The organism is Phenylobacterium sp., from assembly GCF_035276905.1.
In the GTDB taxonomy this organism is placed as follows: Bacteria; Pseudomonadota; Alphaproteobacteria; order Caulobacterales; family Caulobacteraceae; genus Phenylobacterium.
Genome location: NZ_DATELG010000390.1, coordinates 1 through 24,812, shown reverse-complemented (window position 1 = coordinate 24,812; position 24,812 = coordinate 1). Strand labels below are relative to the sequence as shown.

The window sequence follows — 24,812 nt, the reverse complement described above, 5'->3', positions numbered from 1 at the left end:
GCCTCGCAGGGCGGGGGTGAACGGGTCGTCAGGCGCCGGAGAGGGTCGCGTTCCGCCTCACCGCCTCGATCCCGCCGAGTTCAGGCGCCGAGCCGACGATGCGGGCGTGGTGGAGTTGGCTGCGGTCCGCCAGATCGGTCAGCCAATAGTTTGCCGCCGCGTGCAGCACTTCCGCCGCAGGGGAGTGGGCCGGCTTCGCGAGCAGCCCGACGGCGATCCAGCCTGTGGCGGCAAGCGCCGCGAGCCGAAGGAAATCGACCGCGACCCTTCCGATCACCGCCGATCCGGGCGGGAGGCTCCTGAGATGAGACGCCGCGCCGTCGAGCAGATCCAGACAGGATGAGAAGCGCTCGTCGGGGCCGACCGCGCGCGCAGCCGTCATGAAGGCCTCGTAGCTGTTCCCGCGCAGCAGGCGGCGGAGCACCAGGTCGTGCGCCTGGATGCCGGTTGTGCCCTCGAAGATGGCATGGATGCGACAATCCCGCAGGATCTGCTCAACTGGCCACTCCGCGGTGTAGCCGGCGCCTCCCAGCACCTGGATCGCCCCGCTGGCGGTGTCGAAACCGGTTTCTGCGCCGAAGGTCTTCGCGATCGGGAGCAACCACGCCAGTTGACTCGCGGCGGCCGCGCGCGCCGCCTCGTCGGTTTCGGCGTCTGCGATGTCCGCCAGGTTGGCGGCGGCGAAGCACAGGCCCCGGAGCACTTGCACATTCGAGACCATGGACATGATCTGCCGCTGCACGTCAGCGTGTTCGATGATCGCCACTGGGGCGTGCGGCGGGCCGCCCTGCTTGCGTTGCTCCGCATAGGCGAGTGCGACATCTGCGCTGGCGCTCGCAGCCGCCAGGCCTCCGACCGACACCGCCAAGCGCATCTGGGTGATCATGACGAACATCTGCGACAGGCCGCGCCCACGCTCGCCGAGCATCGTCGCCTCAGCCTCTTCGAAGCGAAGCACGCAGGTCGGGGAGCCATGCAGGCCAAGCTTCTCTTCCAGGCGCTGCACCGCGACCGCGCCAGGCTGGGCGCCTCCGCCCTCGACGAGGAAGACGCTCAATTCCGCGGGGCCTCCCGCGCCGCCGCTATCGGCCAGCACGCAATGGAGAATCCGCTCGGAGAGCTGGTGGTCCCCAAATGAAATCCACATCTTTTCGCCGCTGACGCGCCATCCGCCATCCGCCTCGCGGGCCCTCGTCCTCAGTTGTGAAACATCGGAGCCGACGGAGGCTTCAGAGACGCAGATCGTCGCCCCGATCGTTCCGTCGACCAGGCCCTCCAGCCACATCTCCTTCTGCTCCTGGCTGCCGAAGGCGTCGATCAGGCGAGCGGCCGACCGCTGCGACACCGGCAGCATGCCGAACGCTGGGCTGCCCCTGTCGAACAATTCCTGCACTGCCAGCGTGACCGCGAGCGGCAAGCCGGCGCCGCCGAGCTCTTCACGATGCGGCAGTCGCGGCCATCCGAGCTCGATGAATTCGTCCCACGCGTCTTTGTGGCCTGCAGCCTTCGATACGACCCGGCCATTTTCGAGCGCGCACCCGCACCGGTCCATTGCGGCGTTCAACGGCGCCAGGGCCTTGTCGGCGAACCGCGCCGCCTGCCGCAGCAGGGATTCCACCGTCTCCGGCGTTGCCGCCTCGAAGGAGGGGCGAAGGCCGCGTACGCGCGTGTATCCGGGTGACCGCTCGAGATGCTCGAGGACGATTGCCAGGTCGGCGGGAGGAACCGGCGCCTTCATCACCGCTGCACCATATGAGGTGCGAAACCCCGGACGGGCCGTCTCGACGCTATTCTCGTGGCGCCGGCGTCCTGGTGGACTTTGCTGTACAGCATATGCAGATCACTCATCTGACAGTTAGCGCTTCGGGATTAGGCGAGATCAAGTAATTGCTGAATCCGCCGTGACGATTTGAAATCCCCGAGAGAACAGAATTAATTTCCTCGAGGGCGAACACCTCGTTCTCGAACACGTCGAGCCTCACACCGCCGGTCGCTGCCAATTCGGCCATCTCCTGGCCCTGCTCCGTCGTGAACCAGAGCGATCCGATCATGGTCTGGCAGTCGTTGTTCAGCTGAAGGAAATTGATCGGCACTTCCTCGTAGACGCTCCCGATGTTCACGTGCCGGCCGCCGCGCCCCAAAGCGGAGAACGCAGCCTGGAAGGACGCGGCCGGCGCGCCGGTAGGAAGCGCATCGACGACGACATCGACCCCATCGCCGTCGGTCAGGGAGCGCGCCCACTCGCGGATCGATTCTTCTCCCTCCAGCGCCCGGACGTGAATCCGGTCCGGGTGCAGGTCCCGCACGCGCTGGAGCAGCGCAGCGTTGCGGCCGACGCCGAGAACCTTGCGCGCGCCGAGCGCGAGCGCGAACAGCGCCGTACCGAGGCCAAGCGTGCCCGTGATGCCGTTGATGAGAACCGTGCTGGTCATATTCACCCCTGCACGGCGTAACGCAGCGTAACCTGTGCCGAGATAACCCCATCGCGCCGCGGTCTCGAAGCTCACGTTGTGCGGAAGCTTAACGAGACTGTACTGTGGGGCCGACATGAATTCGGCAAAGCCTCCGTAAGGATAGTCGTCGTAGAGCTTTTGAGCCAATTCGCCCATGCCAAAATAACCATTAAGCATGTAGTACTTGCACGCCGTGGTGTTTCCCGAACGGCAGGCGCGGCAGGCGCCGCAATACCGGCCGGGGTTGACATAGACCCTGTCCCCCACCGCCATGCCGTGCACCTGAGATCCCTTCTCCACGATGACGCCGGCGACATCGAGACCGTAGATCGCCGGCAGGTCCGGTTGATGCAGGTAAGACCAATTGGCGAGGTTGTTGAGGACGTTGATCATGTTCGGGACGACGCCGCAGGCCATCACCTCAATGACCACGTCAGTCGGCCGCGCTATAGGGCGCTCGACGATGTCGATGGAAAGCGGCTCGCCGACGCGATGCAAGCGCGCCGCCCGCATCGTAGGCCGATTCCGTGCCCCAGTGTCTGCTGTTCCTGCCAGGATATCAGCCCTTCGCTTGCTAACGTCCTCTAACATAATTTCTATTCTCCCCAATGAGTCTCAAACTTCGGGCAGAGATGCCTGGTGTACGCCACCCTCGCAGGGATAAATTTGTTCGCTCAAGCCGACGTCATGCGCATCGGGAGCATATCGAAACCAAATAATCCTCTGTTTACACCGAGTGTTGGCTCGTCAACTTCAATTCGCGCCACCCGTTGTACCAGCGCCTCAAGCAATACTTCCATTTCCATCCGTGCGAGGTTCATACCTGCGCAAAGATGAGGGCCGGCGCCCCAGCCCAGCTGGTCTACGGGGTTGCGCGTCACGTCAAAGGCGTCAGGGTTCGTGTACCGACGGGGATCACAGTTCGCCGATCCGTAGAGGAGCATGACCCGCTCGCCTTCCGGAATGAAGACTTCGTCAGCAACGTAGTCTTCGACGGCCACGCGCGAGAACCAACGCACAACCGCGCTGAGGCGGACGCCCTCGAAGACCGCACTGGAGATGAGCGAGGAATCCCGACGAAGCAGCTGATACTGGTCGGGATTGCGGGCGAGATTGTACAGGAGGTTGCCCATGGCGTAGATGGTCGTATCCAAGCTCGGCAAAACAAAAGCGCGGATGCTCGAGCGCGCATCGCCGATCGTCATGCCGCCGGATCGGACCTGCTCGAATTGGTCAGCCGCCCAGGATCCCGGCCTTAACGTGCTGGGATCAAGCGTGGCCAAATAGTCCCTGACCTCCGTTGCAGCGTCCAGATCATCGGCAAGGGCTGGAATTATCGCGCCGTCCCGCTCGATGACGCCCACGACATTGAAACTGGCCGCCGCCCAGCGAAGCATCTTCACGCGGTCTTCCTCGGGAAGGCCGACCAACTTGGAGATCGCACCAAGCGGTAGGCGCCTGGCGATTTCGGCGATGCCGTCGAAGGTGCCAGCATCCGTGAACCGCTCGACCTGCTCGTCGATCATGCGTCGAAGCATTTCACGTATCGGCCTTAGGCCGGTCGGCGAGAGTTGCTGCATCAGCGCGGCCCGCAGCTTCCGATGTCGCTCGCCGTCCGATGTCAGAATGCCCGGCTCGGGAACGGGGCGGTTCACAAAGTCATTGAAGCCGATGCCCTTTCCGGAAATCAGAATGGCCGGCGACTGCAGCGCTTTCCGCACGTCCGCGTAGCGGCCGATCGCTAGCACGTTCGGGTTTCTCAAACGAACGACCGGCGCCAGATCGCGGATCGCCGCATAGTGCGGGAACGGGTTCTGAAGCGCCTCGTGCGCAAACAGGTCGCCGTCGTAGGTCGGCGCGCGATCAAAGGTGTGTCGAGCTTCGATCATAGAACCTTTCCATCCTTCGGCTTCATCGCGGGACTGAATTCCTCACCTGTAGCCGGCCCTTGCCTTCAGGCGCCGCGCGCGGACCCCACCATAACCACTGCAAGCGTCACCGGTCGGTTGCTTTTGTTGCGCCACGCGTGGCGTGTGCCGCTTTGCACCACGATGTCGTGCTGTCGCAGGAGCACCTCTTCGTGGTCGTCGAGCTCCAACCAGACCTCGCCGTCGAGAACGATGAGGTAATCGATCGTGTCCGTGCGGTGCATGGCAGGATCGGCCATCTCCCTGACGGCCGCCATCTCAGGCAGCCGCTCGGCGAACTCCTGGGCGGCTGCCGCAAGATCGAAGCCTTGTCTCGACACGACCGAGTCGGGAGGAAATTTTAGAACGCAGAAGCGGGTCTCCGCGAGCGCGGGTAGAAAGCTTCTTCCCCGCAAGCCAGCGGCGGTTTCGCTGATGCTGGGCGACGCGGAGGTCGCCCAGATCTTGGTGACTACCATATCGGGCGTGGCGAAGAACGTGATGACATCAGATGCCGGGCCGTCGGCGACGAATATCGATTTGCCGTCCTTGTGACCGGTCACAACGCAACGAGACAACGGTTCCTCCTGAAATTAATTGCTCGTCGCGCCGGCGGCTTCGTTATGGGCGCGTCAGAATTCATATCCCAAGACCACCCCGAAGGTCCGCGGCTCGGCGTAACTGACCGTCTGGTTTCCGCCGCCCTGGGTCGCGGCGAACGAGATGGTGCGCCGGTCCGTTAGGTTCTTGCCGAAAACACCGACCGATCCGCCCTTGTCGGACGTCCATTTGATCGACGCCCCCACCAGGGTGTAGGGCCCCTGCTTCAACACGTTGTCGGGCTCGTAGTAGAGGCCGCTATTGTAGTAGACGTTTCCGCTCGCCTCGAGCTGTCCTGCTCCCAGGGTCCGGGTGTAAGTGCCAGCGAGGCTCCCAACGAACCTCGACGCGAACGGAACTTGATTTCCGGTGCAGTTCCCATTGGCCTCCGGCACGCCTCCCGTGGGCGAGGAGACGGGACAGACCGGGAAATTCGTGAACGTGGGATCGATCCAGCCGATCCCACCAGTCAGAGTGACAGACTTGTTGACGACCGCGGTAAGATCCAAATCCAGCCCATAAATCCGCGCCTTGGCGCCATTGATAATGCTAAGCGTAGCGACGTTGATTTTTGGGACCTGCATGTCCGCGTAGTTGTAGTAGAAGCCGGCAAGGTTCAACCGAAGTCGTCGGTCCAGAAGCTCCGCTTTGATGCCAGCTTCGTAGGCATCCAAGGATTCCGGCCGAAAAGGGGGATCACCAGGGTTGATGGTATTGAAGCCACCCGCCTTGAACCCCTTATTGTAGGAGACGTAGGCCATAACATCGTCAGAAAAGCGATGATCGAGGCTTGCACGATATGTAACCTTGTCGAACTTAATTTTCCGGTCGGGAAACGCGATCGGTATGGTCACGGGAACTGGCGACGGGAAGGAGGCCGGGGGGAAGAGCGTCAGGTTAAGCTCGGCTCCAACTTCCCTGCGCACCTCTTCAGTGTAGCGCATTCCCACTGTGAGATGGGTGTCTTTTAGGACCTCGTATGTAGCTTGTCCAAAGGCGGCCTCGGACTGCGCTTTTTGATTGTTGTTAATTCCAATTTGGGTAAAGTCGAGGTTTTGTCGGCCAAGCATGAAGCCCGGATAATTGCTCTCCATATCGAAGTAAAATAGGCCGACGGTCCATTGAAGGCGGCCCGGGTTCAATGAGGCAAGCTGAACTTCCTGGCTGATCTGCCGATCAATTTGGCGCTGCGTCAGCCATTCCAGATCTTCCGCGGTAAAATCGAGGTCTTCTTTGAAGTCATATTGCTGCTTGCGATACGCGGTGATGCTCATAAGGCGCACCGCCGCGAAATCATGCTCGATGCGCAAGCTCCCTCCCGCCGACCAGCCCTTATGCAGCGTCTCGCGGTTGGATTCGGTATCATAGCCAAGGTCGGGATTAATCCGGCCCGGGATGAAGCCAGAAAGCTTGCCCGGGAAGTTCGTGAAGGTGTTTAGGTTGTCCCGGACGTTGGAATAATCACCGATCAGGGTGACGGTAGTGGTGTCGCCCCGCCAGACCCATTTTGAACGAAGCGCAATATCGTGATAGAGCTTGTTTGTGTCGCTTCCGGTTGTGATGTTCTTGCCGTAACCCTCACCTTGATTCTTGCCATGGAACGCAAAATCCGCCGCTAGGCCGTCGGCGATTTGCCCGGAGATATAGGCCGAACCCTCCACGGTGTTGTAGTTTCCGTAGCTGAGCGATAGCTTCTCGTGGGTCTCGGATGAGGGCTTGGCGGTCGTCACCTGGATGAGCCCGCCCGTCGCGTTGCGTCCGAACAGGGTACCTTGCGGCCCCTTGAGCACCTCAATCGAGTCGATGTTGTTCAGCGACAGTGCACTTGCCTGGGGCGAAGCCAAATAGACGCCGTCAATATAGAGTGCAATCGGAGACTCGATGCCGGGACCGAAGCTGAAAGACCCGACACCCCGGATTGTGCTGGTAAACTGGCCGACCGCGCTTGCGGAATTCAGCGTCGGAACGGTGACGTGCAGATCGACAATGTTGGTGACGCCGGCGGCCTCAAGCTGCCGCGCATTCACGGCGCTAACGGCGATCGGAACGTCCTGCAGATTCTCGCTGCGCTTCTGCGCTGTAACGACGATTTCTTGAAGCGTCGCGTTCGGATCCTTTGAGTTTTCAGCTTGTGCGGCTTGAGTCTGCGCGTGACCCGCCGTTGCGAGGCTGGCGACTCCAGCGGCAGTGGTGCAGAGCAACAGCATCAACTTCGGCGACTTCTTCATTTTCCTCCCCAAGAAGCCTGTGCACTGCCGTGCCTGGGTTTCCCGATACGTGGATCGGATCCGCCTAGCCGACGTGCATATTAATGGCCCGCCTCAAAGCTCGCAGGCGATAAGCGCACCTTAATGCCGCGAAACTGGTTCCACAATGCATTTATGAAGAAGGCGTCATATTTATATCGAGACCTCGGCGCGGCCTTTTGGGCGGCAGGCGCTGCGACGAGCCGTCAACCCGCCGTGGGGTACTCACCTCCAGGCAGGGGCGGGGGCGCTCACCGACGACAGAGGCGCGGACCAGGCGGTGGTGTAGTAAATCGGCGCATCGTCGGAAGACTCTTCCGTTGCGCTGGCCATCCCGCTGTGGCGCCGCGCCATGAGTTCGGGCATCGCTGCGGGGTCTAGAAGGCAGGTCCGGCAGGCGCCTCGAGGCCTACGCGGCAATCAGAAGCTTCCGCCCCAAGGACGGTCCGGGCAGGCCGCTCGCACCCTGGTGCAACCGTGAGCGCGATTTCCGCGGTGAGACATACGCTAAGGACAGCCGCGAGAGCGCGATGGCCCCCGACGCCCGCCTGTTCAACAAGGCCCTGGCCGCGAAGCCAGGCTCTGCTTTATGGGGCTTTTCAAAAGGTGGCGGTCCGGGCTCCACGAATACCAACCCCTTTTGCGGGCGGTTAGCCGGTGCGTGGCACGCCGCTTCCCTTTCAACGGCGCTTTCGCTCTCCGCGCCGCCCGCTAGCGGGCGGCAATTGCACCAACGCAGTTCAAGAGGCCCTTTATGATGGGGTATAGGTCTGCGGCAGGCTTCAGCATGTCCCATTTCCTCCTGCGACCGTGCGTTTAGGCCATTGTTATTATCGTTCGGACATTGAATATCTATCGGTGTCGATTGTCGTAGTCCGGATCATTAGAGTTGATTGCCGAATTAAATTCTGCAGATCTCGACAGCGACGTATCTTCAAGAGAAGGCGTATACGCGAGGAGGCGCAAATCACGCTTAAGTATTTTTCCGCTTGCGTTTTTAGGCAGTGTTTGAAGAAAAATCACACGCCTTGGCACCTTGAAGACAGCGAGATGCGTCGAGCAGTGGTTAATTATGGTTTCTTCATCGCACGATGAGCCATCGCGCCTCACGACGAATGCAGTGACAGCTTCCACCCACTTCGGGTCTGGAAGCCCGACTACGGCGACCTCCCGGACCTCGGGGCATCGATAGATCGCCTCCTCAACCTCCCGCGATGAAACGTTTTCGCCGCCGGTTTTAATCATGTCCTTCTTGCGGTCGACAATTGTGAGATATCCATCGGTGTCGGCGACCGCCAGATCCCCGCTGTGGAACCAGCCCCCCGCAAAGGCTTCCGCTGTCCGCTGGGGATCGTTCCAGTAAGTCGTCATGAGCTGCGGTGAGCGGTGAACAATTTCACCCACCTCTCCCACTGCAGCGTCGCACATGTTTTCATCGACGACCCGCGTCTCGACATGCAGCGTCGCACGCCCCGCGGAACCCAAGCGTTGAGCGTGCTCTTCTGGGAAGAGGATGGTCGCGACCGGCGCAATCTCCGTCTGCCCATAAAGGTTCCACAGGCGGAGCTTGGGCAGGCGGCGCCGCAACTCCCGGATTACCTCAACCGGCATTATGGATGCGCCATAGTAGCCTTTTGTGAGATGCGAAAAATCGCGCTGTTCGATCAAGGGCGAACGGAGAAGGGCGATCCAGATGGTCGGCGGCGCGAAAAACGACGAAATCTTGTAGCGATCCAAAAGCCCGATAATATTCTCCGCACTCGGATGCGCAGTAATGATGTTCTTCGCCCCAACGCTGAGCGCAGGTCCGATCATCGCGTCCAGCTGTGCGCAATGGAACAGTGGCATTGTGTGAAGCGCTACAGTCTCGGAAGTCCACTCACAATCGACGATGCAGCTTTGGTACTGCCAAAGGATCGCGCCATGAGAAAGGGCCGCGCCTTTTGGTCGAGATTCCGTGCCGCTGGTATAGATGATCTGCGCAATATCCGCTTGATCAGCGATCTCCGAGCGGCGCGGGGCTTCAATGAGCAAAGCTTCCCAATTGGGCGCTCGCTCTGCATCAGGGGCGGGGCATTTTTCGCCCGGAAGTCCGTAAATGGCCTCTACACAGCCGGCCGCCGCCTCCAGGCCGACGTCGATCGTGGTCGCGTCGAGGAACAGAACGCGCGCTCCGGAGTGTTCGAGAACATAGCGAACCTCCTCCGCCTTGAGCATGAAATTGACCGGCACGAGAATGGCCGCCAGTCTCGCGACGGCGAACCGCACGGCCATGAAGGCGTGACTATTGCGTGCGCAAATCGCAACTCGGTCTCCCTGCTCGACGCCCCGCAAGGCCAGTCCGGCCGAAAGGCGGTCAACGACATTGTCGAACTCAGCGTAGCTCCATTCGACCTCGCCACAGGCGATAGCGGTGGCTTTTCCATGCCGGGCCGTAGAGCGCCTAAGCATGGTTGAAAGGGAGTGGCGTCGGGCTGGCGTGCTTTCCATGAATCGGGCCTCAGGCGTGGCGCTTGCAGGCCGAGGCGCCGCGGACTTGGTCGATCAGGTCGAAACAGTCCGCCGGCAGGCGGTCGCCTGACCATGCGATGTGGTGGTCGGGGCGGACCAAGACGAGGTCATGGTCATAGTCCCGCGGCCGCGCGGCGAGCCTAACCACGCTCATGGGCACGCTGCGCTCCGCTGCGGCGTGCTCGAGATTCGAACAATCCGCAGATCCGAAAGCGACAAGGCAAAACCCATCGCCAAACTCGTCGTACAAAGAGCGCCCATCGGGCAGGCTGAAATGCGGCGCGCGGGCCCCGGCCGCGTCAGACGGGATATAATTGTCCCATGGATCAGGGGCCGCTTCCTTCAGAGAGTTTCGGCGGATGATCGAAGAAGCATAGCGCTCGCCCAACTGAAGTCCAATTGTCGCGTACTCTTCACGATCATCGATTTCGATATATGCGCCAAGATGCTTTCGTTTGGCTTCCGCATCAGCCGTAGGCTCGTTGATATCGGCTGGGATCTCCCAGTGATCCTTGCGCGCGGCGCATTTCACACCAATACGGGAGTTCCGCTCGCCGATCGGCCGGCGCTCGGCCTCATAGGTTTCGAGCAACCCTGCGCCGCCCCAGCCGTCATGGACGGCGGCCAGCTTCCAACCGAGGTTGATGGCGTCGCCGACGCCAGTGTTCAGGCCGAACCCGCCGAGTGGGGTAAATAGGTGGGCCGCGTCACCGGCCAGGAAGATGTTGCCCTGTGCATATTGGTCGGCAATGAGGGCAAGGCCGCCCGTCCAGGGCCCCTGAGAGATGATGCTATAGTCGATACCTGGTCCGAGCATCCGATTGAGGACATCCGAGCTGTCGAGGGTCCGCCAATCCACATCTGCGGGCACCTGGAAATGCGCGACAAACCTGTCCCGGCCATTCTGCGACATGATGTATCCTCGAGCATCATGGTTGATGATCCAGGTCATGACCGCGGGCGCGTGGCCGGCGCTCGCCAGTAGGTTTTCGGACTGGAAGAAATAGGCGAGCATGGTGCCCGAAACAAAGTTACGGACTGCGGAACCATCCTCGCCGGACAAACCAGATCCGATCACGCTCCGGACCACGCTCCGAGAGCCGTCGCACCCCACCGCGTAGCGGGCACGGATGCTTTTGCGCTCTCCGGTGGCGACGTTTTCAATGACGCCTTCGACGCCGTCGTCAGCCTGATCCAACGACGTCAGCCGCCAGCCGAACCTGACGCTGACATCCGGCATTTGCTCGGCGTGATGCTTCAGGATCGGTTCGACGACGAGCTGGGAGATGTTGAGCGGGTATTCAGGGCCCGGCCATTCCTCCAGCGCGAGGAACGACAACGGGATGCGCCCCAGCTCAAAGCCGCAAAATCGCGTTCTGTAGGCGACTGCGCGCGGAAAATCGCTGGCAAGTCCGCTGTTCCTGACCTCGTCGGCGACGCCGAGGCGACGAAAATGCTCCATCGTCCGCGTATTGATATAGTTGCACTTCGGATGGCGCGCGGTCTCGGTGTACTCATTGACGAGGATCGCCGGAATGCGTCGCTTCCCCAGATCGAGCGCGAGCGTAAGTCCGACGGGGCCCCCGCCCACAATCAGGACGAATGTGTCCTCAATCATATCAGGTTGGTCCGCTTTTGGTGCGTTGGGAGCGAGATTATGCGCGCAGAATGCGCGCTGTTCCCCATTCCCAATTCAGGCGAATACGTTAGATAAGAGATCTTAGGCCCGCGTGTTTCGGTATTAATTAGAAATGAACCATCTGGGTCAGCGCCCCGTCGACGGTGAGATTTGCGCCGGTCGTGTAATTAGATCTCGGGCTCGCCAAGAACACCGCGGCGGTAGCGACCTCATCGGCGCTGGCCATACGGCCGGTCGGATTACGGCCGAGCGCGATGGCGAAGCGCTCTGGCGAAGCTTGTTCAACCTTGTGCCAGAAACTTCCCTCGAAATACACCATGCCCGGAGAAACAGTATTGATGCGAACCTTTTGGGCACCGAGCTCCCGGGCCAAAGCTTTGCAATAATGTGCGATGGCCGCCTTTGCTGGACCGTATGCCGCGGTGACTACGGTCTCGCAGACGGCAGTGGTCGAGATCTGAACGATTGCAGCATCTCCGTGACGGCTGGCGGAGTGCGCAAGATGGGGCCGAAGCGCATGAATTGCACCCACCGCGCCATTGATGTCGGTGGTGATCGCCTTATGCCAATCCTCATCGGTTGCGCCGAGGGCAAGCGAGCTCACACAAAGGATCGCGACGTCGACGCCGCCTGCTTCGGCTCTCGCTGAAATCCAGTCGGCCGTCGCCGCGCGATCCGAAAAATCGACGGCGGCGCCGTGAACATCAGCGCCCTGTGCCTGCAATCGGCGAACGGTGAGCGCCACTTCATCGGGGTTTCGGGCGCAAAAGCTGACACGCGCCCCTTCGGCGATCAAAGCCTCAACGATCGCAAGACCGATGCCGCGTGATCCGCCAAAGACCAGCGCATGCTTTGCGTTCAACTGCAGATCCATCTCGTCTGGCCTCCAGTAAAATGTGCTATTTCTTCAGGTTGTCGTAGTAGGGCATGATGACCTCATCCCCACCCATCGAGATGATCATGGCCTCGGTGCGCGGCGACATGATCCTTGCGTCGGTTTCCATCATCACGTTGACGCAGGCGGGCCTTCCGCAGGCCAAGGCCCGACGGTATGCAGCTTCCAGCTCGCCCGGGTCGCTCACCAGTTCGCCATATCCTCCGCACGCCTCGGCAACGAGGTCGTAGCGGGTAGGCCTGAGGCGGACGGACAGGTCCTTGCCCTTCCACATGGCGTGCTGACCGGAGATGCTCATCCCCCAAGCGGCGTTATTGAGCACAATTGTCACGATCGGGAGTTGGTGGCGCACATAGGTGTCGAATTCCATGATCTGGAAACCGAGCGACCCGTCGCCAGTGACGCAGATGATACGCTTTTCGGGGAAGGCCAGTTGCGCAGCGATGCCCCATCCTTGGTGCATTCCGAGGTTGCCGAGGTAGCCTACGGAGGCGTAGCTGCCTGGCGCGCCTGCGAGGTCGGAAAGCCCGATTTCGCACCAACCGCTCGTGTCGCCGCCATCGCTGATGACCAGGACGTTCTCGTCGATGACGCCCCGGAGCGCGTCGACCGCCTGGAACGGATGAACCGGGGCGCCCGGACGGCCGCGCAGGTTGTCGAAGCGCTGCCGAATCCAGTTCCGGGCCGCGCGCGCTTCAGCCAGGAATTCAGTGCGGGTGGGCCACTCGACAGCCGCGTCTGCCAGCGCTTGGGCCGTGAGAAGGCAATCGGCGACAATGCCGACGTCGGCTGGGCGCTCGCGGCCCATTTCGCGTTCGTCGACATCGACCTGGATCAGTTTCGCCGATTCCGGGATGATGCCGGTCGCTCCGCCCGTATACATCCCGGTGCGCGCACCGAAGAGGAGCACGACGTCGGGCGCGAGCTTGGAGCGAGCGATATCCGAGAACGTGCCGCAGGCGTGTGAATGGCCGGGCGGCAGAATGCCGGCCGCCTTGACGTTGGTGAACACTGGAATGTTCGCTCGACTGGCGAAGGCCGCGAGGGCTTCCCCAGAGCGTGACAGCACCGCGCCGGTGCCGGCCATGACGACTGGGCGTTTGGCCTGCCTCAGCAGCGCGATCGCCGCCTCCAGGGCTTGCGCTTGAGGCGCGGGCGCCGCAGCGCGGGCGAACGAAACGCCCTCGGCGGCAGACGCTGGGGCGTCGTCGAAGAGGACGTCGATCGGCAATTCGAGATAGACAGGCCCCGGGACGCCCGAGAGGGAGGTGCGAATGGCGTGTGCCGTCAGCCGGACGGCGGTGTCGGCCGACGTAGCCCGACCAGCCCACTTCGTAACTGGCCGCGCCATCGCGACCTGATCGAGGCCCCCCTGGAGAACGTTCTTTTCCACGTCCCGCAACGGCGGCGCGCCGGCGATGAAGAGAACCGGTATGCGGTCGAGCCACGCGCTGGTGATGGCGGTCAGCACATTGGTGAAGCCCGGGCCGGCTGTGCTCAGGCTCACCGCCAGCTTACCGGTCATCCGGCGATATGCGTCGGCCGCATAGCCGGTCACAGCTTCGTGGCGCGTGTCGACCAGGCGGATTTTCTCCCGCTCCGCCGCAAGAAGGATCGGGTCGATATGCCCGCCGTGGAGCAAGAAGATGGTGTCGATTCCGGCCGCTTTGAGGACGTCGACGACAGCAGAGCCGCCGTCGCTGCGAAGGGAAGGGGGCGTCGCGCGGGCAATGGCGCCCGCCTCGACGGTGGAAGGGTTCATACTGCTTCTCCCGTTGCTCGAAGGTGATGCCTGACGGCGATCAACCGACGTAGCTCGTCTTGACGATGCTGTAGAATTGACGCGCGTAGCCGCCTTGCTCGCGCGGCCCGATGCTCGAGCCTTTGCGTCCGCCGAAGGGGACGTGGTAATCGACGCCTGCGGTCGGCAAGTTCACCATCACCATTCCGGCCTCTAGATCACGCTTGAAGCGGCGCGCCCGCGCCAGCGACGTCGTGCAGACGCCCGCCGACAGGCCGAACTCCACATCGTTCGCGATGGCGAGCGCTTCGTCATCGTCGGCCGCCCTGATCACCGAAGCGATCGGGCCGAAGATTTCCTCCCGGTTCACCCGCATGCCGGGCGCGGTGCCGACCAGCAGCGCGGGCTGCAGGAAGAAGCCGGCGGTCGGCGCGTCGAGCCGGCTGCCCCCGATCACCTCCGCGCCCTCCGCGTGGCCGATGGCGATATAGTCAAGGTCCTGCTGCAGTTGCCGCTCGTCAACGACGGGGCCGATCTGCGTGTCGGGATCGAGCGCATGGCCGACGCGGAGCGTGAGCATCTCCCTGCGCAGCCGGTCGACAAAGGCGTCGTGCACGCCCTCCGTCACAATGAGCCGCGAGGAGGCGGTGCATCTTTGCCCGGTGGAAAAGAAGGCACCGTTCAGCGCAACCGAAACAGCCGTGTCGAGATCCGCATCGTCGAGGACCACCAGCGGGTTCTTGCCGCCCATTTCACATTGGACACGCTTGCCGGTCTGCATGCATCGCGCTGCAATCGCCCGGCCGGTCTGGACCGATCCGGTAAAGCTGATCGCGTCCACGTCGGGGGATTCGACCAGGGCGTCACCAACGACCGATCCCCGTCCCATGACCAGATTCACCACGCCCGCCGGCGCGCCTGCTTCCTGGAGGATCGCAACGAGCGCGTGCGCGCAGCCCGGAGTCAGGTCGGCGGGCTTCAGAATGCAGCAATTGCCGAACGCGAGCGCGGGCGCGATCTTCCACGCCGGGATGGCGATGGGGAAGTTCCAGGGCGTAATGAGGCCGATCACGCCGACAGGCTCGTGACTGATTTCGACATCCACGCCGGGTCGAACCGACGGCATGAGTTCGCCGCCCGGACGCAACGGTTCGCCGGCGAAGAACTTGAAGATCTGTGCGGCGCGGATCACCTCGCCGGTCGCCTCGTTCAGTGGCTTGCCTTCCTCGCGCGCAAGCAATTCGCCCAATTGCGCCCGCCGCTCGTGGATCAGGGTGCCGGCGCGATCGAGAAGGTCAGCCCGCTGCTGCGGCGTGCTGCGGCTCCAGCCGGGAAATGCGGCGCGCGCGGCGGCGATCGCCTCGTGCGCTTGGCCCGCGTCAGCCCGCGCGAACTCTCCAACGCAGTCCGCGAGATCAGAGGGGTTGATATTCGGGGCTACATCCACGGCCGGAATTTCGCAGCCGCCTACCCAGTTGAAATGAATGCCGGTCATTTCAGGCTGCCGTGCGCGCGAGGCTGACAACGGTCATCTGCGCGAATTCCGCCAACCCTTCGTCCCCGAACTCCGCGCCCAACCCCGATTGCTTCGCCCCGGCGAAGGGAACATGCGGGGCGAAGTGAAGGTGATGATTGATCCAGATGGTTCCGGACGTCAGGCGCTCGGAGAGGGCCGTCGCCTTCGCCTCGTTGCTCGACCAGATCGATCCGCCAAGGCCGTACTCGCCGGCGTTCACCTCAGTCACGACGTCGTCGAGATCGGCATACGGAAGGACTGGCAGGATCGGCGCGAACTGTTCCTCAGTCACGAGCGGGCTGTCGGCCCCGATATCCCGCACGATGGTGGGCTGGACGAAAAAGCCTTGCCCATCGCGAAATTGGCCTCCGGCGATGACCGTGCCGTCTCGATGCGCGATCTCCATGTAGTGCTGCGCCTTGGCGTACTGCTGCTCGTTCTGCAGCGGCCCAACTGTCACGCCCTGCATCGAGCCGTCGCCCACGACGGCCTGGCGCGCCAGCGCGGCGAGAGCGTCACACAGCGCGTCATAGACGTTCCGGTGGGCGTACACGCGTTTGACGGCAATGCAGACTTGGCCCGCGTTGAAGAAAGCTCCGCCATAAATTCCGGCAGCGGCGCGAGCGACATCTGCGTCTTCGAGCACGATGGCCGCGTCGTTCCCGCCCAGTTCCAAGGTCAGGCGCTTCAACGTGGAGGCGGCGTTGGCCATCACCTTGCGCCCCGTCGCCGTCGATCCGGTGAAGGAAATCTTCTGAACGTCGGGATGGGTGCTCAGGAGCGGTCCAAGGTCATTGTCGTCGACGATGACGTTGACGACGCCGGGCGGGGTCAAGCTCGCGGCCGCCTCGCCCAGCAACAGGGCGGACAGCGGCGTGCTCGGGGCCGGCTTCAGGATGAAGGTGTTGCCCAGCAGAAGCGCGGGCGCGAGCTTGTAGGCCGCGATCAGCAGCGGGAAGTTCCACGGCGTGATCGCCACAACGACGCCGAGCGGGCGATGGCGCACTTCGATACGATAGGCCGCGTCATCCTGCAGGACTTCGGGCTCGAGCGTCATGCCAGCGAAGGCGCGCAGAAACGCGCAGCTGTGGACGACTTCCAAATTCGCTTCGGCAAGCGGCTTGCCCTGTTCGGCCACGATCGTCCGTGCATAGGTGTCTGCGTCGGCTTCGATCCGGTCAGCGAGCGCCAGCAACACCTTTCGGCGCTGCTCGATCGGCAGCGCCGCCCACGCAGGCTGGGCGCGCTTGGCGGCCGCAACCGCGAGTTCCGCCTGGCCCGCGGTGGCGCGCGGCGCAGAGGCCCAGGGAGCGCCCGTGGCCGGGTTCACCACGTCGAGACGCAGGGCGCTGTCCAGCAGTTCCCCGTCAACAAGCATCTTGTAGGTCATCGCCCGTCTCCTTTGCCGTGCCTGTCAGCGCCTCTGGGCCTCGTGGATGATCGCCTCGATCTCCGGGCGGGCTCGCTCGCCCACGGTCCGGAACATTTCGGCGGTCGGCTCCGGCAACCATTGGGAAACTGCGGTGGTGAAGCTGGGACGGGCGATCGTGCGCGCGATCCACTCCTCCACGCTGGGAGCGACTCCGCCGCTCCAGAAGGCGGAAAGCCCGATCTCGGCGATGCGGGAGACGTAGGGAATCACACAGATGTCAGCCAATCCGAAGGCGTCGCCCGACAACCACCGCTGCTGCTCGAGGAAGGTCTCGAGGCGGGCGAAGAAGGCGACCATCGTCGCGACAGCGGGAGCCATTTCCGGCGCCTGCGCGCCATGCCGGATCAGGCTGGCCCGTAGTCGACGCTCGTTCAGATCGGGTATGGCTTGAAGGTACGCCTCGATCGCCTCCGGCGGCCGAGCCCCAACCAGTGCCCGCGTCAGGACGCCGTGCGAGAAGACGCCCGTCACCTTGCCGTGAAGCTTGCTGTCGACCTCATGAATGAGAGCCGCCGCGCGATAGCGCATGATGGGGTCGGCGGCCTGTAAGGCAGGGCCTTCGAACGCGTCATCGACATAGGCGTTGATCAGCGTGGATTCCCTCAGCACCTCCCCGCGGTGGACCATTGTCGGCACGAGGTGGTCTGGGTTCAGGCGTACATAATCAGGCTTGTGCTGCTCCCCCGTCAGAAGGTCGACTTCGCGCGAGTCGAATGCCTGGCCCTTCTCAACAAGAGCCAACCGTACCTTTTGAGAACAGGTCGAATAGGCGAAGTGATAGAGTATCGGCAGCTCCATTCGGCGCTCCTTTTTTTGGCTGTTAGCCGGTTTCAGACGCCGACGGGCTCGTCCGCCTCGATCAGATCCAATCCAACCTTGTGACCCCAGTCGCTCAGCTGAGAATAAGTTTTGGGAACCCAAGTGGAGTCATCGACGTCAATCGTTCCCCAGGCATATTCAATATCCACCCCCGATGGGGACCTCACGTAAAAGGAAAATGACTGACAATTCGGATGATGGCCAAGTGTCATGGCGATCGGAGTATCGGCGGCGAGCAGCCGGTCGTAGGCCAGGCCCACCGCCGACATGTCCCTGACTTGAAGCGCGAAGTGCTGCATCTTGCGCTTCGGTTTGAAGGGCGCTTCGACAAAGGCGAGGGAATGGTGCCGCGGATTCGAATGCATGAAGGTGACCAGAACCTTCGGCCGTCCGTCCTCGTCCGATCGGATATAGTCTGTAAGCTTCAGGCCGAGCAGGTCGCGGTAGAAGGCCAAGGTCTTTTTGTGATCGCGTACGACGATCACATGGTGGCCGGCCCCATTCGGCGCGCCGACAAAACCCCCGGGCGCCTGCGATGAAAAGAACGGCTGCACCGCAATCCGCGGGCCCCAGAAGAGCTCCGTGCGGACCCCATCGGGATCGAGCACAGTGAACATCTCCTCGACGAAGCGCGCGCGGCATAACGCAGCATCGCCGATTTCGATCGAGTAGCCCGCTTGCTCGAGCCGCCTGCTCAACGCAGCAAGTTCAGCAGGGCCGCCGACTTCCCAGCCGATGAAGCTAATGTCGTCCCGAAGGCCTTCATACAGCTGGAGCCGCGATTGGTAGGCGTCGATGCGATAGACATGAGCGCCGTCGACGCCGTCCTCCGACCGCATCAGCCCTAGCCCGTCGACGAGAAGCCGCTGCCAGGCTGCGCGATCCGAAACCTCAAAACCCCAGTATCCGAGACTCTGAACGGTCATCACCTTCTCCCGCCGCCGCGACAGCCGCCAAGGGCCCGCGCACCGCGCCTTTAGTAAGCGCATAGTTTTGGTGTATCAAATTAAAAATGATGGTATCGTCATATTTGTGAAATCTCGCCAACTAGGGGACTGGCGGCTTAGGCGGGTCCCGCCTGAGCAGATTCGCGTGGGCGCATTGGGCGCGCGGGCGGCCGAAGGCCCTCACCCGCAAGCTCGCCGTCTCGAGGATCGGCCGCCGGACAAGGCGCCGATGCGGCGCAGGCGTCGGGCATGGTAAGCTGGAACTGGCGCTGCCTCCCTTGCGTCATCTCCGGTAATCGTCACAATCAAAATTGACGCTTACGTCATATGCGCTCTTATAGTGCGGCGCTCCGGCCTAACTCGCCGAGGGAGCAGCCCTGCGGACCGATCAGGAGAGCTCTATGTCGCCAAACCGCCTGAACAGGCGCTTCGCGCTCGTGCGCCGGCCGGAGGGTATGCCGGTGGCCGCTGATTTCCAGCTGCTCGAGGAACCGCTCCCACCTCTCGCCGATGGCCAGTTCCTGCTGCGCAATCATTATGCTTCGCTTGACCCGGCGATGCGGGGTTGGATGGATGACCGGCCCTCGTACGTCCCGCCGATTCAACTCGGAGACCCGGTGCGCGCGCTGACCGTCGGCATGGTCGTTGAATCGCGCAATCCCGATTATCCGGTTGGCCAATGGGCGTGCGGCATGAACGCGATTGAGGATTATTCGCTCGGCGGGCCAGGCAGGTTCACCAACTGCGTCGACCCCGACGCGGTTCTCTCAGTGACCAACTATCTCTCGGCTGTCGGCACCGTCGGGTTCACCGCGTATTTCGCGTTGCTCGAGGGAGGCGAGCCCAAGGCCGGCGAGACCGTGCTGGTGACCGGCGCCGCCGGCGCCGTGGGCTCCCTTGTCGGGCAGATCGCCAAGATGAAGGGCTGCCGCACGATCGGGATTGCAGGTGGCCCCGCCAAATGCGATCGGCTGCTGCGCGACTATGGCTACGACGCCGCAATAGACTATCGCGGCAAGTCGCCCGAAGAGCTCACCGAGGCGATCCGAGCGGCGGCGCCAGACGGCGTCGACGTTCACTTCGAAAATGTCGGCGGCGAGATCCTCGACGCGGGGCTGCTGGCTCTCAATCAGCGCGCCCGTGTGGTGATATGCGGCCTTATCAGCCAGTATAATTCAGACCCTTATCCGACGCGGAACCTCTGGCAGCTCATCGTCAAGGGGGCGCGGATGCAAGGCTTCATCCTGACTCATTATGTGCCGCGCATCGGCGAAGCGATCCCCGTGCTCGCGGACTGGGTGAAGCAGGGCAAGCTGCGGGTCGACGAGCACATCGAAGAAGGTATCGAAAACGCACTGCCGGCCTTCCTTCGGCTGTTCGACGGAACGAACCAGGGGAAGATGATCCTGAAGATAGCCTGATGGCGGATTGCATGGCTGGCCGGCCGGTCAAATAGCTCCCTGCCTGCGATGCTGGGAAGACGGCCGCGCCGGCGAGATCGCCGGGTTCACCGATGCGGCCGACTGGCGGATCCGGGCCTCAGGCGCCGAGCACCGCGTCACGATGCTCGATGAGCCAATCACGCAGGGTCGTAGGCTTCCTCCCGAGCGTGCGCTCTACGAAGTCGTTGCGCGCCCATACCACCTCATTGTCCTGCTCGTATTGGAAGAAGTCCCAAAGGACCTGCAGCCGCGGCCCGATCTGCGGATAACTGGCGAAGAAGCTTTCCTTCGAGCCGTCATAGCTGATCGGTTCATTCCAGGCCTCGCTCATCAGCTCGGCCACCTCATGGAAGCGCAGCAGGTCGTGGCCGTTGTTGAGCGTATGGAACTGGCCGATATGACGGTGATTGTCCGAAAGGAGCAGCCGCCCGGCGACCTCGGCGACGTCGCGCGGATCGATCCAGGGGATGAGCCGCTCGGGCCAGATCAACTTCCGCTCCCGCCGCAGGCCGTCACGCATGCCGAACACGAGAAAGTTGTCCATGAAGGTCGCGCCGCAGTTCAGGTAGGTCACCGGCAGGCCGCTGGCGTCGAGTATCTGCTTTGCGATGGGATGCTGGACCGGCAGATTGAGGCGCTGTTCGCGTAGCGACTGCGGAACCCTGCGAGGATTGGCCTCGGGCTGGAGGCCGACGAGCCGGATCAAGTGGACGAGGCTGCCGGACGCCTCGAGCGCTTTGACCAGGTTGGTCATCGCCGGCTGCTCATCCGTTCCGCTTGGCGCAATTACGAACACGCCCTCCATTCCGTCAACCGCCGCCCGCAGCGACGCCCCGTCGAAGTAATCGGCGGTGACGACCTCGGCGGACGGAAACAAACTTCGCAGCGCATCGACCTTGGCCGCGCAGTGAGTCGCCAGCCGCACGTGGATTGGCGGCGCCTCCCGCAGCAGGAACGCCGCGAGCGGACCGCCAATGTGCGCCGCGGCGCCGAAGATGAGGATACTTTTGGGGATCGGCTTGTTGTTGTAGGACATTGATCATCCCTGTGAGCGAGCCGACCGCACCCAGCGCAAGTGTCGCGCAACCGCCGGTGTGGGGGGGTGGATCGCGACGAACCGTTACATCGAAAAAGCGCGCGGCCGAAGATAAAAATGAGCAGTTCATCACTTTTGCCGTTGTCGAACAATTGTTGGCGCGTAAAAAAGGGGGGCGGCCTGAATTCGCCAGCGCGGTCGGGCGGCGCCGCGCGCCGGTGGGTCGACTTGGCCGCGCTCAGGCGAGGGCGTCCAGCGGACACCGGTTCAGGCGAGCGGAGCGTAATTGATAAAATACGAGAAGCTGAGAAGGGCGCCAGGATGATTGCTCAAGATCTGGACGAAATGCAGTCGGGCGAGGTCGCCCGATGATACTCATTCACGGCGGGTCAGGATTCATCGGTCAGCACGTCGCGAAGGCGCTGCTCAGCCGCGGCGCGGACGTAGTGGTGACGTCTTCCCGAGGCCACGCGCCAGCTTTTCTCGCCGACGAAATAGCGGCCCGGCGTGTCTATGTTGAGCAGGTTGACGTGACTGATGCAGCGGCGGTGGCGGGCGTTACGGAGAAATATAAGCCGGACACGGTCGTGGACCTTACAGGGCATCCCCCGAAAGCCCTTGCGCCAGGGAAAGATGTTCTTTTTCGTTCCGGAGCGCTCGTCAACATTCTGGAAGCCGCGCGGCTCAGCGCGGTCTCTCGCGTGGTGCTGATGAGTTCAATGGACGCCTACTGGGGACTTGGGCCGGATGCGGTTCCCTTTCACGAGGATGCGACCGTGCCGCTCCTCGAGCAAGACGATCATTACATCGTCCAGTCGTGGGCCAAGAAGGCGCTGGAGGTCATCGGCAACCTCTATCGCAGACAATATGGCATGGATATCGTGTTCGTTCGCGCCAGCGGGGTATATGGCCCTCTGTACCGAACATTTCTCAACGTTCCCAGTCGAATTGCAAGGGCCGCGGCGAAAGGGACAATTGAATTCGGGCCGCAAACTGGCGGCTTGCCATTCGCAGAAGATGGCTATGATCAGGTCTATGTGAAAGACATGGCCGAAGGCATGGCGCTCGTCACGACCTCGCTAACGCTTCGCTTTCCAGTGTACAACATCGGCAGCGGCGAGGCGCCGACCTACCAGTGCTTCGTAGACGCGGCTTCCGAAGCCGCCCCAGGATTTGGGCTCCGACTGCCGTCCCGGCTCGAGTCTGCTGGCCCTGTGGCGTCTGGACCCCTGGATGGCCTTTGGCAGGACATATCCCGCGCGAAACAGGAACTTGGCTATTCTCCACGCTATTCTGTGCGTCACGCGATTGCGGAGTATGTCGACTGGTTACGCCGTCACGACCGATAGTTGTGGTGCGGCGTGGGGGTTGTGCCCGTCTGTTGCGAGCATCGGCGACGAAGGTCGTTCAGAGAAAAGCGGATAAGGCAGATCAAGCGGCTGGAACTCGAACCCCAGCATCGAGATGGCAGCGCTGATCTGACCCCGGTGATGGGTGGCGTGATTAAAGACATGAAGTAGCGCCGCCGCCCGAGTGCTGGCCGCCACCTGGCAGCGCTGCCGGGTGCACTTTATGAGGAACGCCGTGGCCCACGCCGGCAAGAGCGGCCGGAGTTCCTGCGCGGCCTCGCGGCGGAATGAGCTTGGTCCTTGGCCAGGCCACGCGGGCTGCAGCGGGGCAGGTGATTGCTGCGTTAGCGGCACGCTTTCGCGATCTCGACCTGGCCGAGGACGCCTTTTCGGCGACAGCAGCAGGCGATGTCCGACGCGGCCGAACTAGGTCATGCCGTCGCCGGTCAGCCCGGTCTTGTTGGCGCGGAACACCGAATGCTTATCGCTGTAGAAGGCGACCGGCTTGCCGTGCGCCTCGAGGTAGCCGCGGGTGGCGGCGACGTACATCATCACCACCAGCCGGATCACCTCGGGCGAGGAGTCAAACCAGCGAAACGGGTCGTCGGACTTGGCCATGGTCGCCGACCTACAGCGCCCCGGTTACCGCCCATGAGTTTGAGCTGACAACGCCCTCAAGGCCAGCATGCCGTGGGGCATCCGCGGCACCGAGTGGAAGAACCCCAGAACGAATTCACGGCCGCTCTTCAAATCCACGTCGCTGAAATCCGGCCAACCGAAACCGCCATGGCTATGGATGTGCAGGAGCGCCGAGCGGCTGATAGCCGTCCCTGTCGCTCGCCACAGTAACAGGTCGCGCGTAACCCGCGTAGCTCCTGCCTCAAACTGAACCGCCGGGAGGAAGGCCGCCGTCCTTCCTCCCTCAGTCACCAGCTCAGCTTTCGGGCAGAGGCAGGATCTGACGGCGGTCGCGGTCGCAGGCCGCGCCAGGCGGCATGAAATCCGTAACTACAGATATGAACGGTTTCTTGCAGAACATCCTTGTGCAACAGGAGATCAGCGGCGGATAAAGCCGCCTGATAGTTGGCGCATCTGTGAGATTTCAACGGTGAGCAGGGTTCAGACCAGTCTGTCGTTCGACATGAGGTCGCCGTCTTTCGGAGCCTCGCCGCAGGAAATCTATCCGACGGCTCTCGACATGGCGGCCTACGCCGACGAAATCGGCGTCGAGGCGATTTCGCTCATGGAGCACCACGGTGCGGAGGACAACTACCTGCCGCAGCCCTTCGTCCTGGCCGGAGGGATCGCCGCACGCACCAAGCGCGTCCGCATCGCCATCGGCGCCGTGCAGCTGCCGCTGCATGATCCGGTGCACGTCGCCGAGAAAATCGCGGTGCTCGACCTGATGAGTCAAGGGCGCGCGCGGATTACGCTGGGCGCTGGACGCCTCGCGGAGGAGTTCGCCGCTTTCGGCGTCTCCCTGAAGGACCGCGCCAGGCTGATGGACGAAGGCGTGGAAATCATCCTGCGCGCGCTGCGCGGCGAGCGCTTCGTGCTGAACGGCCGGCCAGTGTTTGTGCGGCCGCTGCCGGCGCAAGCGCCCGAGAACCTGATCCTCATCGGCGGCGGTGTCGAGGCGACGGCGAAGCGGGCGGCCCGATTCGACGTGGGCATCCAGCCGATGCGCCCGGAGATCCTTGACATCTATGTCGCCGAATGCCGCCGCCTCGGTCGCGAGCCGCGCCATATGGGCAATCCCCGAGGCCTGATGAACATCCAGCTGACCCGCGACCCCCAGGAGGCCTGGGGCCGGCTGGCGCTGCACATCCGGCACATGGCCGCGGCGCAGACCCGCTACAACGCCAAGGAGCCCAACTCACCGTACCACGGCATCGGCGACGACCTCGAGACGCTCAAGCACAGCCGGATGTTCAACGTCATGACCCCCGAAGACCTCGTGCGTCGAGCGCCCGTGGAGGTGGCACCCGGCGCCTCGGCGATGTTCGCGCCGCTGCTCGCCGGCATGCCGCCCGAGCTGGGGTGGGAGAGCTTGAGGCTCCTAGCCGGGGTCATTGACCGGCTGAAATAATACGGTTCGAGCTTCGACGCCGGGCAAGTGAGCCGAACCCTGGCGCAGCTCTTAGAGTCTGACTCATAATGTTTTCGAGGGACATCATGGGTTTGCGATCCGTCGGGCCATGAGTTGAACGGAGGCCATTAGGAGCCAGGCGGTGGAGCTTTCAATGGTCTCCTCGAAGTCCTTGGCCAGTCGCCGGTTG

The 24,812-nt window shown here is 62.7% G+C and carries 20 protein-coding genes and 1 pseudogene; 4 read left to right on the top strand and 17 right to left on the bottom strand.

Annotated features, from left to right (window positions below):
* Positions 1–28 precede the first annotated feature (28 nt).
* From VJS38_RS18760 to VJS38_RS18700, 13 genes are all read right to left on the bottom strand, one after another.
* Complete coding sequence (locus VJS38_RS18760) at positions 29–1,738, bottom strand: acyl-CoA dehydrogenase family protein (protein WP_324089668.1); 1,710 nt, start codon at positions 1,736–1,738, stop codon at positions 29–31.
* Between the two features lie 106 nt (positions 1,739–1,844).
* Complete coding sequence (locus tag VJS38_RS18755) at positions 1,845–2,966, bottom strand: alcohol dehydrogenase catalytic domain-containing protein (protein ID WP_324089667.1); 1,122 nt, start codon at positions 2,964–2,966, stop codon at positions 1,845–1,847.
* A gap of 161 nt (positions 2,967–3,127) precedes the next feature.
* Positions 3,128–4,342, bottom strand: coding sequence for a cytochrome P450 (locus tag VJS38_RS18750; protein ID WP_324089666.1), 1,215 nt, complete (start codon positions 4,340–4,342; stop codon positions 3,128–3,130).
* Positions 4,343–4,407: 65 nt separating this feature from the next.
* On the bottom strand, positions 4,408–4,938 hold the full coding sequence (locus VJS38_RS18745) for a cupin domain-containing protein (protein WP_324089665.1): 531 nt from the start codon (positions 4,936–4,938) through the stop codon (positions 4,408–4,410).
* A gap of 54 nt (positions 4,939–4,992) precedes the next feature.
* Positions 4,993–7,188 carry a TonB-dependent receptor gene (locus tag VJS38_RS18740; RefSeq protein ID WP_324089664.1) on the bottom strand — a complete coding sequence of 732 codons (2,196 nt, stop codon included), beginning with the start codon at positions 7,186–7,188 and terminating at the stop codon, positions 4,993–4,995.
* A gap of 870 nt (positions 7,189–8,058) precedes the next feature.
* Positions 8,059–9,696, bottom strand: coding sequence for a fatty acyl-CoA synthetase (locus VJS38_RS18735; protein WP_324089663.1), 1,638 nt, complete (start codon positions 9,694–9,696; stop codon positions 8,059–8,061).
* A 10-nt stretch (positions 9,697–9,706) separates the two neighbouring features.
* Positions 9,707–11,335, bottom strand: coding sequence for an FAD-dependent monooxygenase (locus VJS38_RS18730; RefSeq protein WP_324089662.1), 1,629 nt, complete (start codon positions 11,333–11,335; stop codon positions 9,707–9,709).
* 127 nt (positions 11,336–11,462) lie between these two features.
* Complete coding sequence (locus VJS38_RS18725; RefSeq protein WP_324089661.1) at positions 11,463–12,230, bottom strand: SDR family NAD(P)-dependent oxidoreductase; 768 nt, start codon at positions 12,228–12,230, stop codon at positions 11,463–11,465.
* Positions 12,231–12,255: 25 nt separating this feature from the next.
* Positions 12,256–14,013 carry a thiamine pyrophosphate-binding protein gene (locus tag VJS38_RS18720; RefSeq protein ID WP_324089660.1) on the bottom strand — a complete coding sequence of 586 codons (1,758 nt, stop codon included), beginning with the start codon at positions 14,011–14,013 and terminating at the stop codon, positions 12,256–12,258.
* A gap of 40 nt (positions 14,014–14,053) precedes the next feature.
* Positions 14,054–15,487: an aldehyde dehydrogenase family protein gene (locus VJS38_RS18715; RefSeq protein WP_324089659.1), complete on the bottom strand. Its 1,434-nt coding sequence runs from the start codon at positions 15,485–15,487 to the stop codon at positions 14,054–14,056.
* 1 nt (position 15,488) lies between these two features.
* Complete coding sequence (locus VJS38_RS18710; protein ID WP_324089658.1) at positions 15,489–16,898, bottom strand: aldehyde dehydrogenase family protein; 1,410 nt, start codon at positions 16,896–16,898, stop codon at positions 15,489–15,491.
* A gap of 24 nt (positions 16,899–16,922) precedes the next feature.
* The gene (locus VJS38_RS18705; protein ID WP_324089657.1) at positions 16,923–17,738 is read right to left on the bottom strand and encodes a glutathione S-transferase family protein; all 816 of its coding nucleotides are present in this window, start codon (positions 17,736–17,738) and stop codon (positions 16,923–16,925) included.
* A 32-nt stretch (positions 17,739–17,770) separates the two neighbouring features.
* Positions 17,771–18,685, bottom strand: coding sequence for a VOC family protein (locus VJS38_RS18700; RefSeq protein ID WP_324089656.1), 915 nt, complete (start codon positions 18,683–18,685; stop codon positions 17,771–17,773).
* A gap of 422 nt (positions 18,686–19,107) precedes the next feature.
* On the opposite strand from VJS38_RS18700, the gene VJS38_RS18695 reads away from it, so the two are divergent.
* Positions 19,108–20,127 carry an NADP-dependent oxidoreductase gene (locus VJS38_RS18695; protein WP_324089655.1) on the top strand — a complete coding sequence of 340 codons (1,020 nt, stop codon included), beginning with the start codon at positions 19,108–19,110 and terminating at the stop codon, positions 20,125–20,127.
* Positions 20,128–20,245: 118 nt separating this feature from the next.
* On the opposite strand, the gene VJS38_RS18690 is transcribed toward VJS38_RS18695, so the two are convergent.
* Positions 20,246–21,184 carry an NmrA family NAD(P)-binding protein gene (locus VJS38_RS18690; RefSeq protein ID WP_324089654.1) on the bottom strand — a complete coding sequence of 313 codons (939 nt, stop codon included), beginning with the start codon at positions 21,182–21,184 and terminating at the stop codon, positions 20,246–20,248.
* Positions 21,185–21,552: 368 nt separating this feature from the next.
* On the opposite strand from VJS38_RS18690, the gene VJS38_RS18685 reads away from it, so the two are divergent.
* Positions 21,553–22,533, top strand: coding sequence for an NAD(P)-dependent oxidoreductase (locus VJS38_RS18685; RefSeq protein WP_324089653.1), 981 nt, complete (start codon positions 21,553–21,555; stop codon positions 22,531–22,533).
* Here VJS38_RS18685 and VJS38_RS21040 read toward each other — a convergent pair.
* Positions 22,513–22,785 carry a DinB family protein gene (locus VJS38_RS21040; RefSeq protein ID WP_414692467.1) on the bottom strand — a complete coding sequence of 91 codons (273 nt, stop codon included), beginning with the start codon at positions 22,783–22,785 and terminating at the stop codon, positions 22,513–22,515. The genes VJS38_RS18685 and VJS38_RS21040 overlap by 21 nt on opposite strands.
* Between VJS38_RS21040 and VJS38_RS21035 the strand changes: the two genes are divergently transcribed.
* Entirely contained in the window at positions 22,718–22,963 is a 246-nt protein-coding gene (locus VJS38_RS21035; RefSeq protein ID WP_414692466.1) for a transposase, read from the top strand. The genes VJS38_RS21040 and VJS38_RS21035 overlap by 68 nt on opposite strands.
* On the opposite strand, the gene VJS38_RS18675 is transcribed toward VJS38_RS21035, so the two are convergent.
* Positions 22,960–23,151 carry a hypothetical protein gene (locus VJS38_RS18675; protein WP_324089675.1) on the bottom strand — a complete coding sequence of 64 codons (192 nt, stop codon included), beginning with the start codon at positions 23,149–23,151 and terminating at the stop codon, positions 22,960–22,962. The genes VJS38_RS21035 and VJS38_RS18675 overlap by 4 nt on opposite strands.
* Positions 23,152–23,674: 523 nt before the next feature.
* Here VJS38_RS18675 and VJS38_RS18670 point away from each other — a divergent pair.
* Positions 23,675–24,622: an LLM class flavin-dependent oxidoreductase gene (locus VJS38_RS18670; RefSeq protein ID WP_324089674.1), complete on the top strand. Its 948-nt coding sequence runs from the start codon at positions 23,675–23,677 to the stop codon at positions 24,620–24,622.
* An 84-nt stretch (positions 24,623–24,706) separates the two neighbouring features.
* Here VJS38_RS18670 and VJS38_RS18665 read toward each other — a convergent pair.
* Positions 24,707–24,812, bottom strand: a pseudogene (locus tag VJS38_RS18665) (IS5/IS1182 family transposase); the annotation flags it as partial.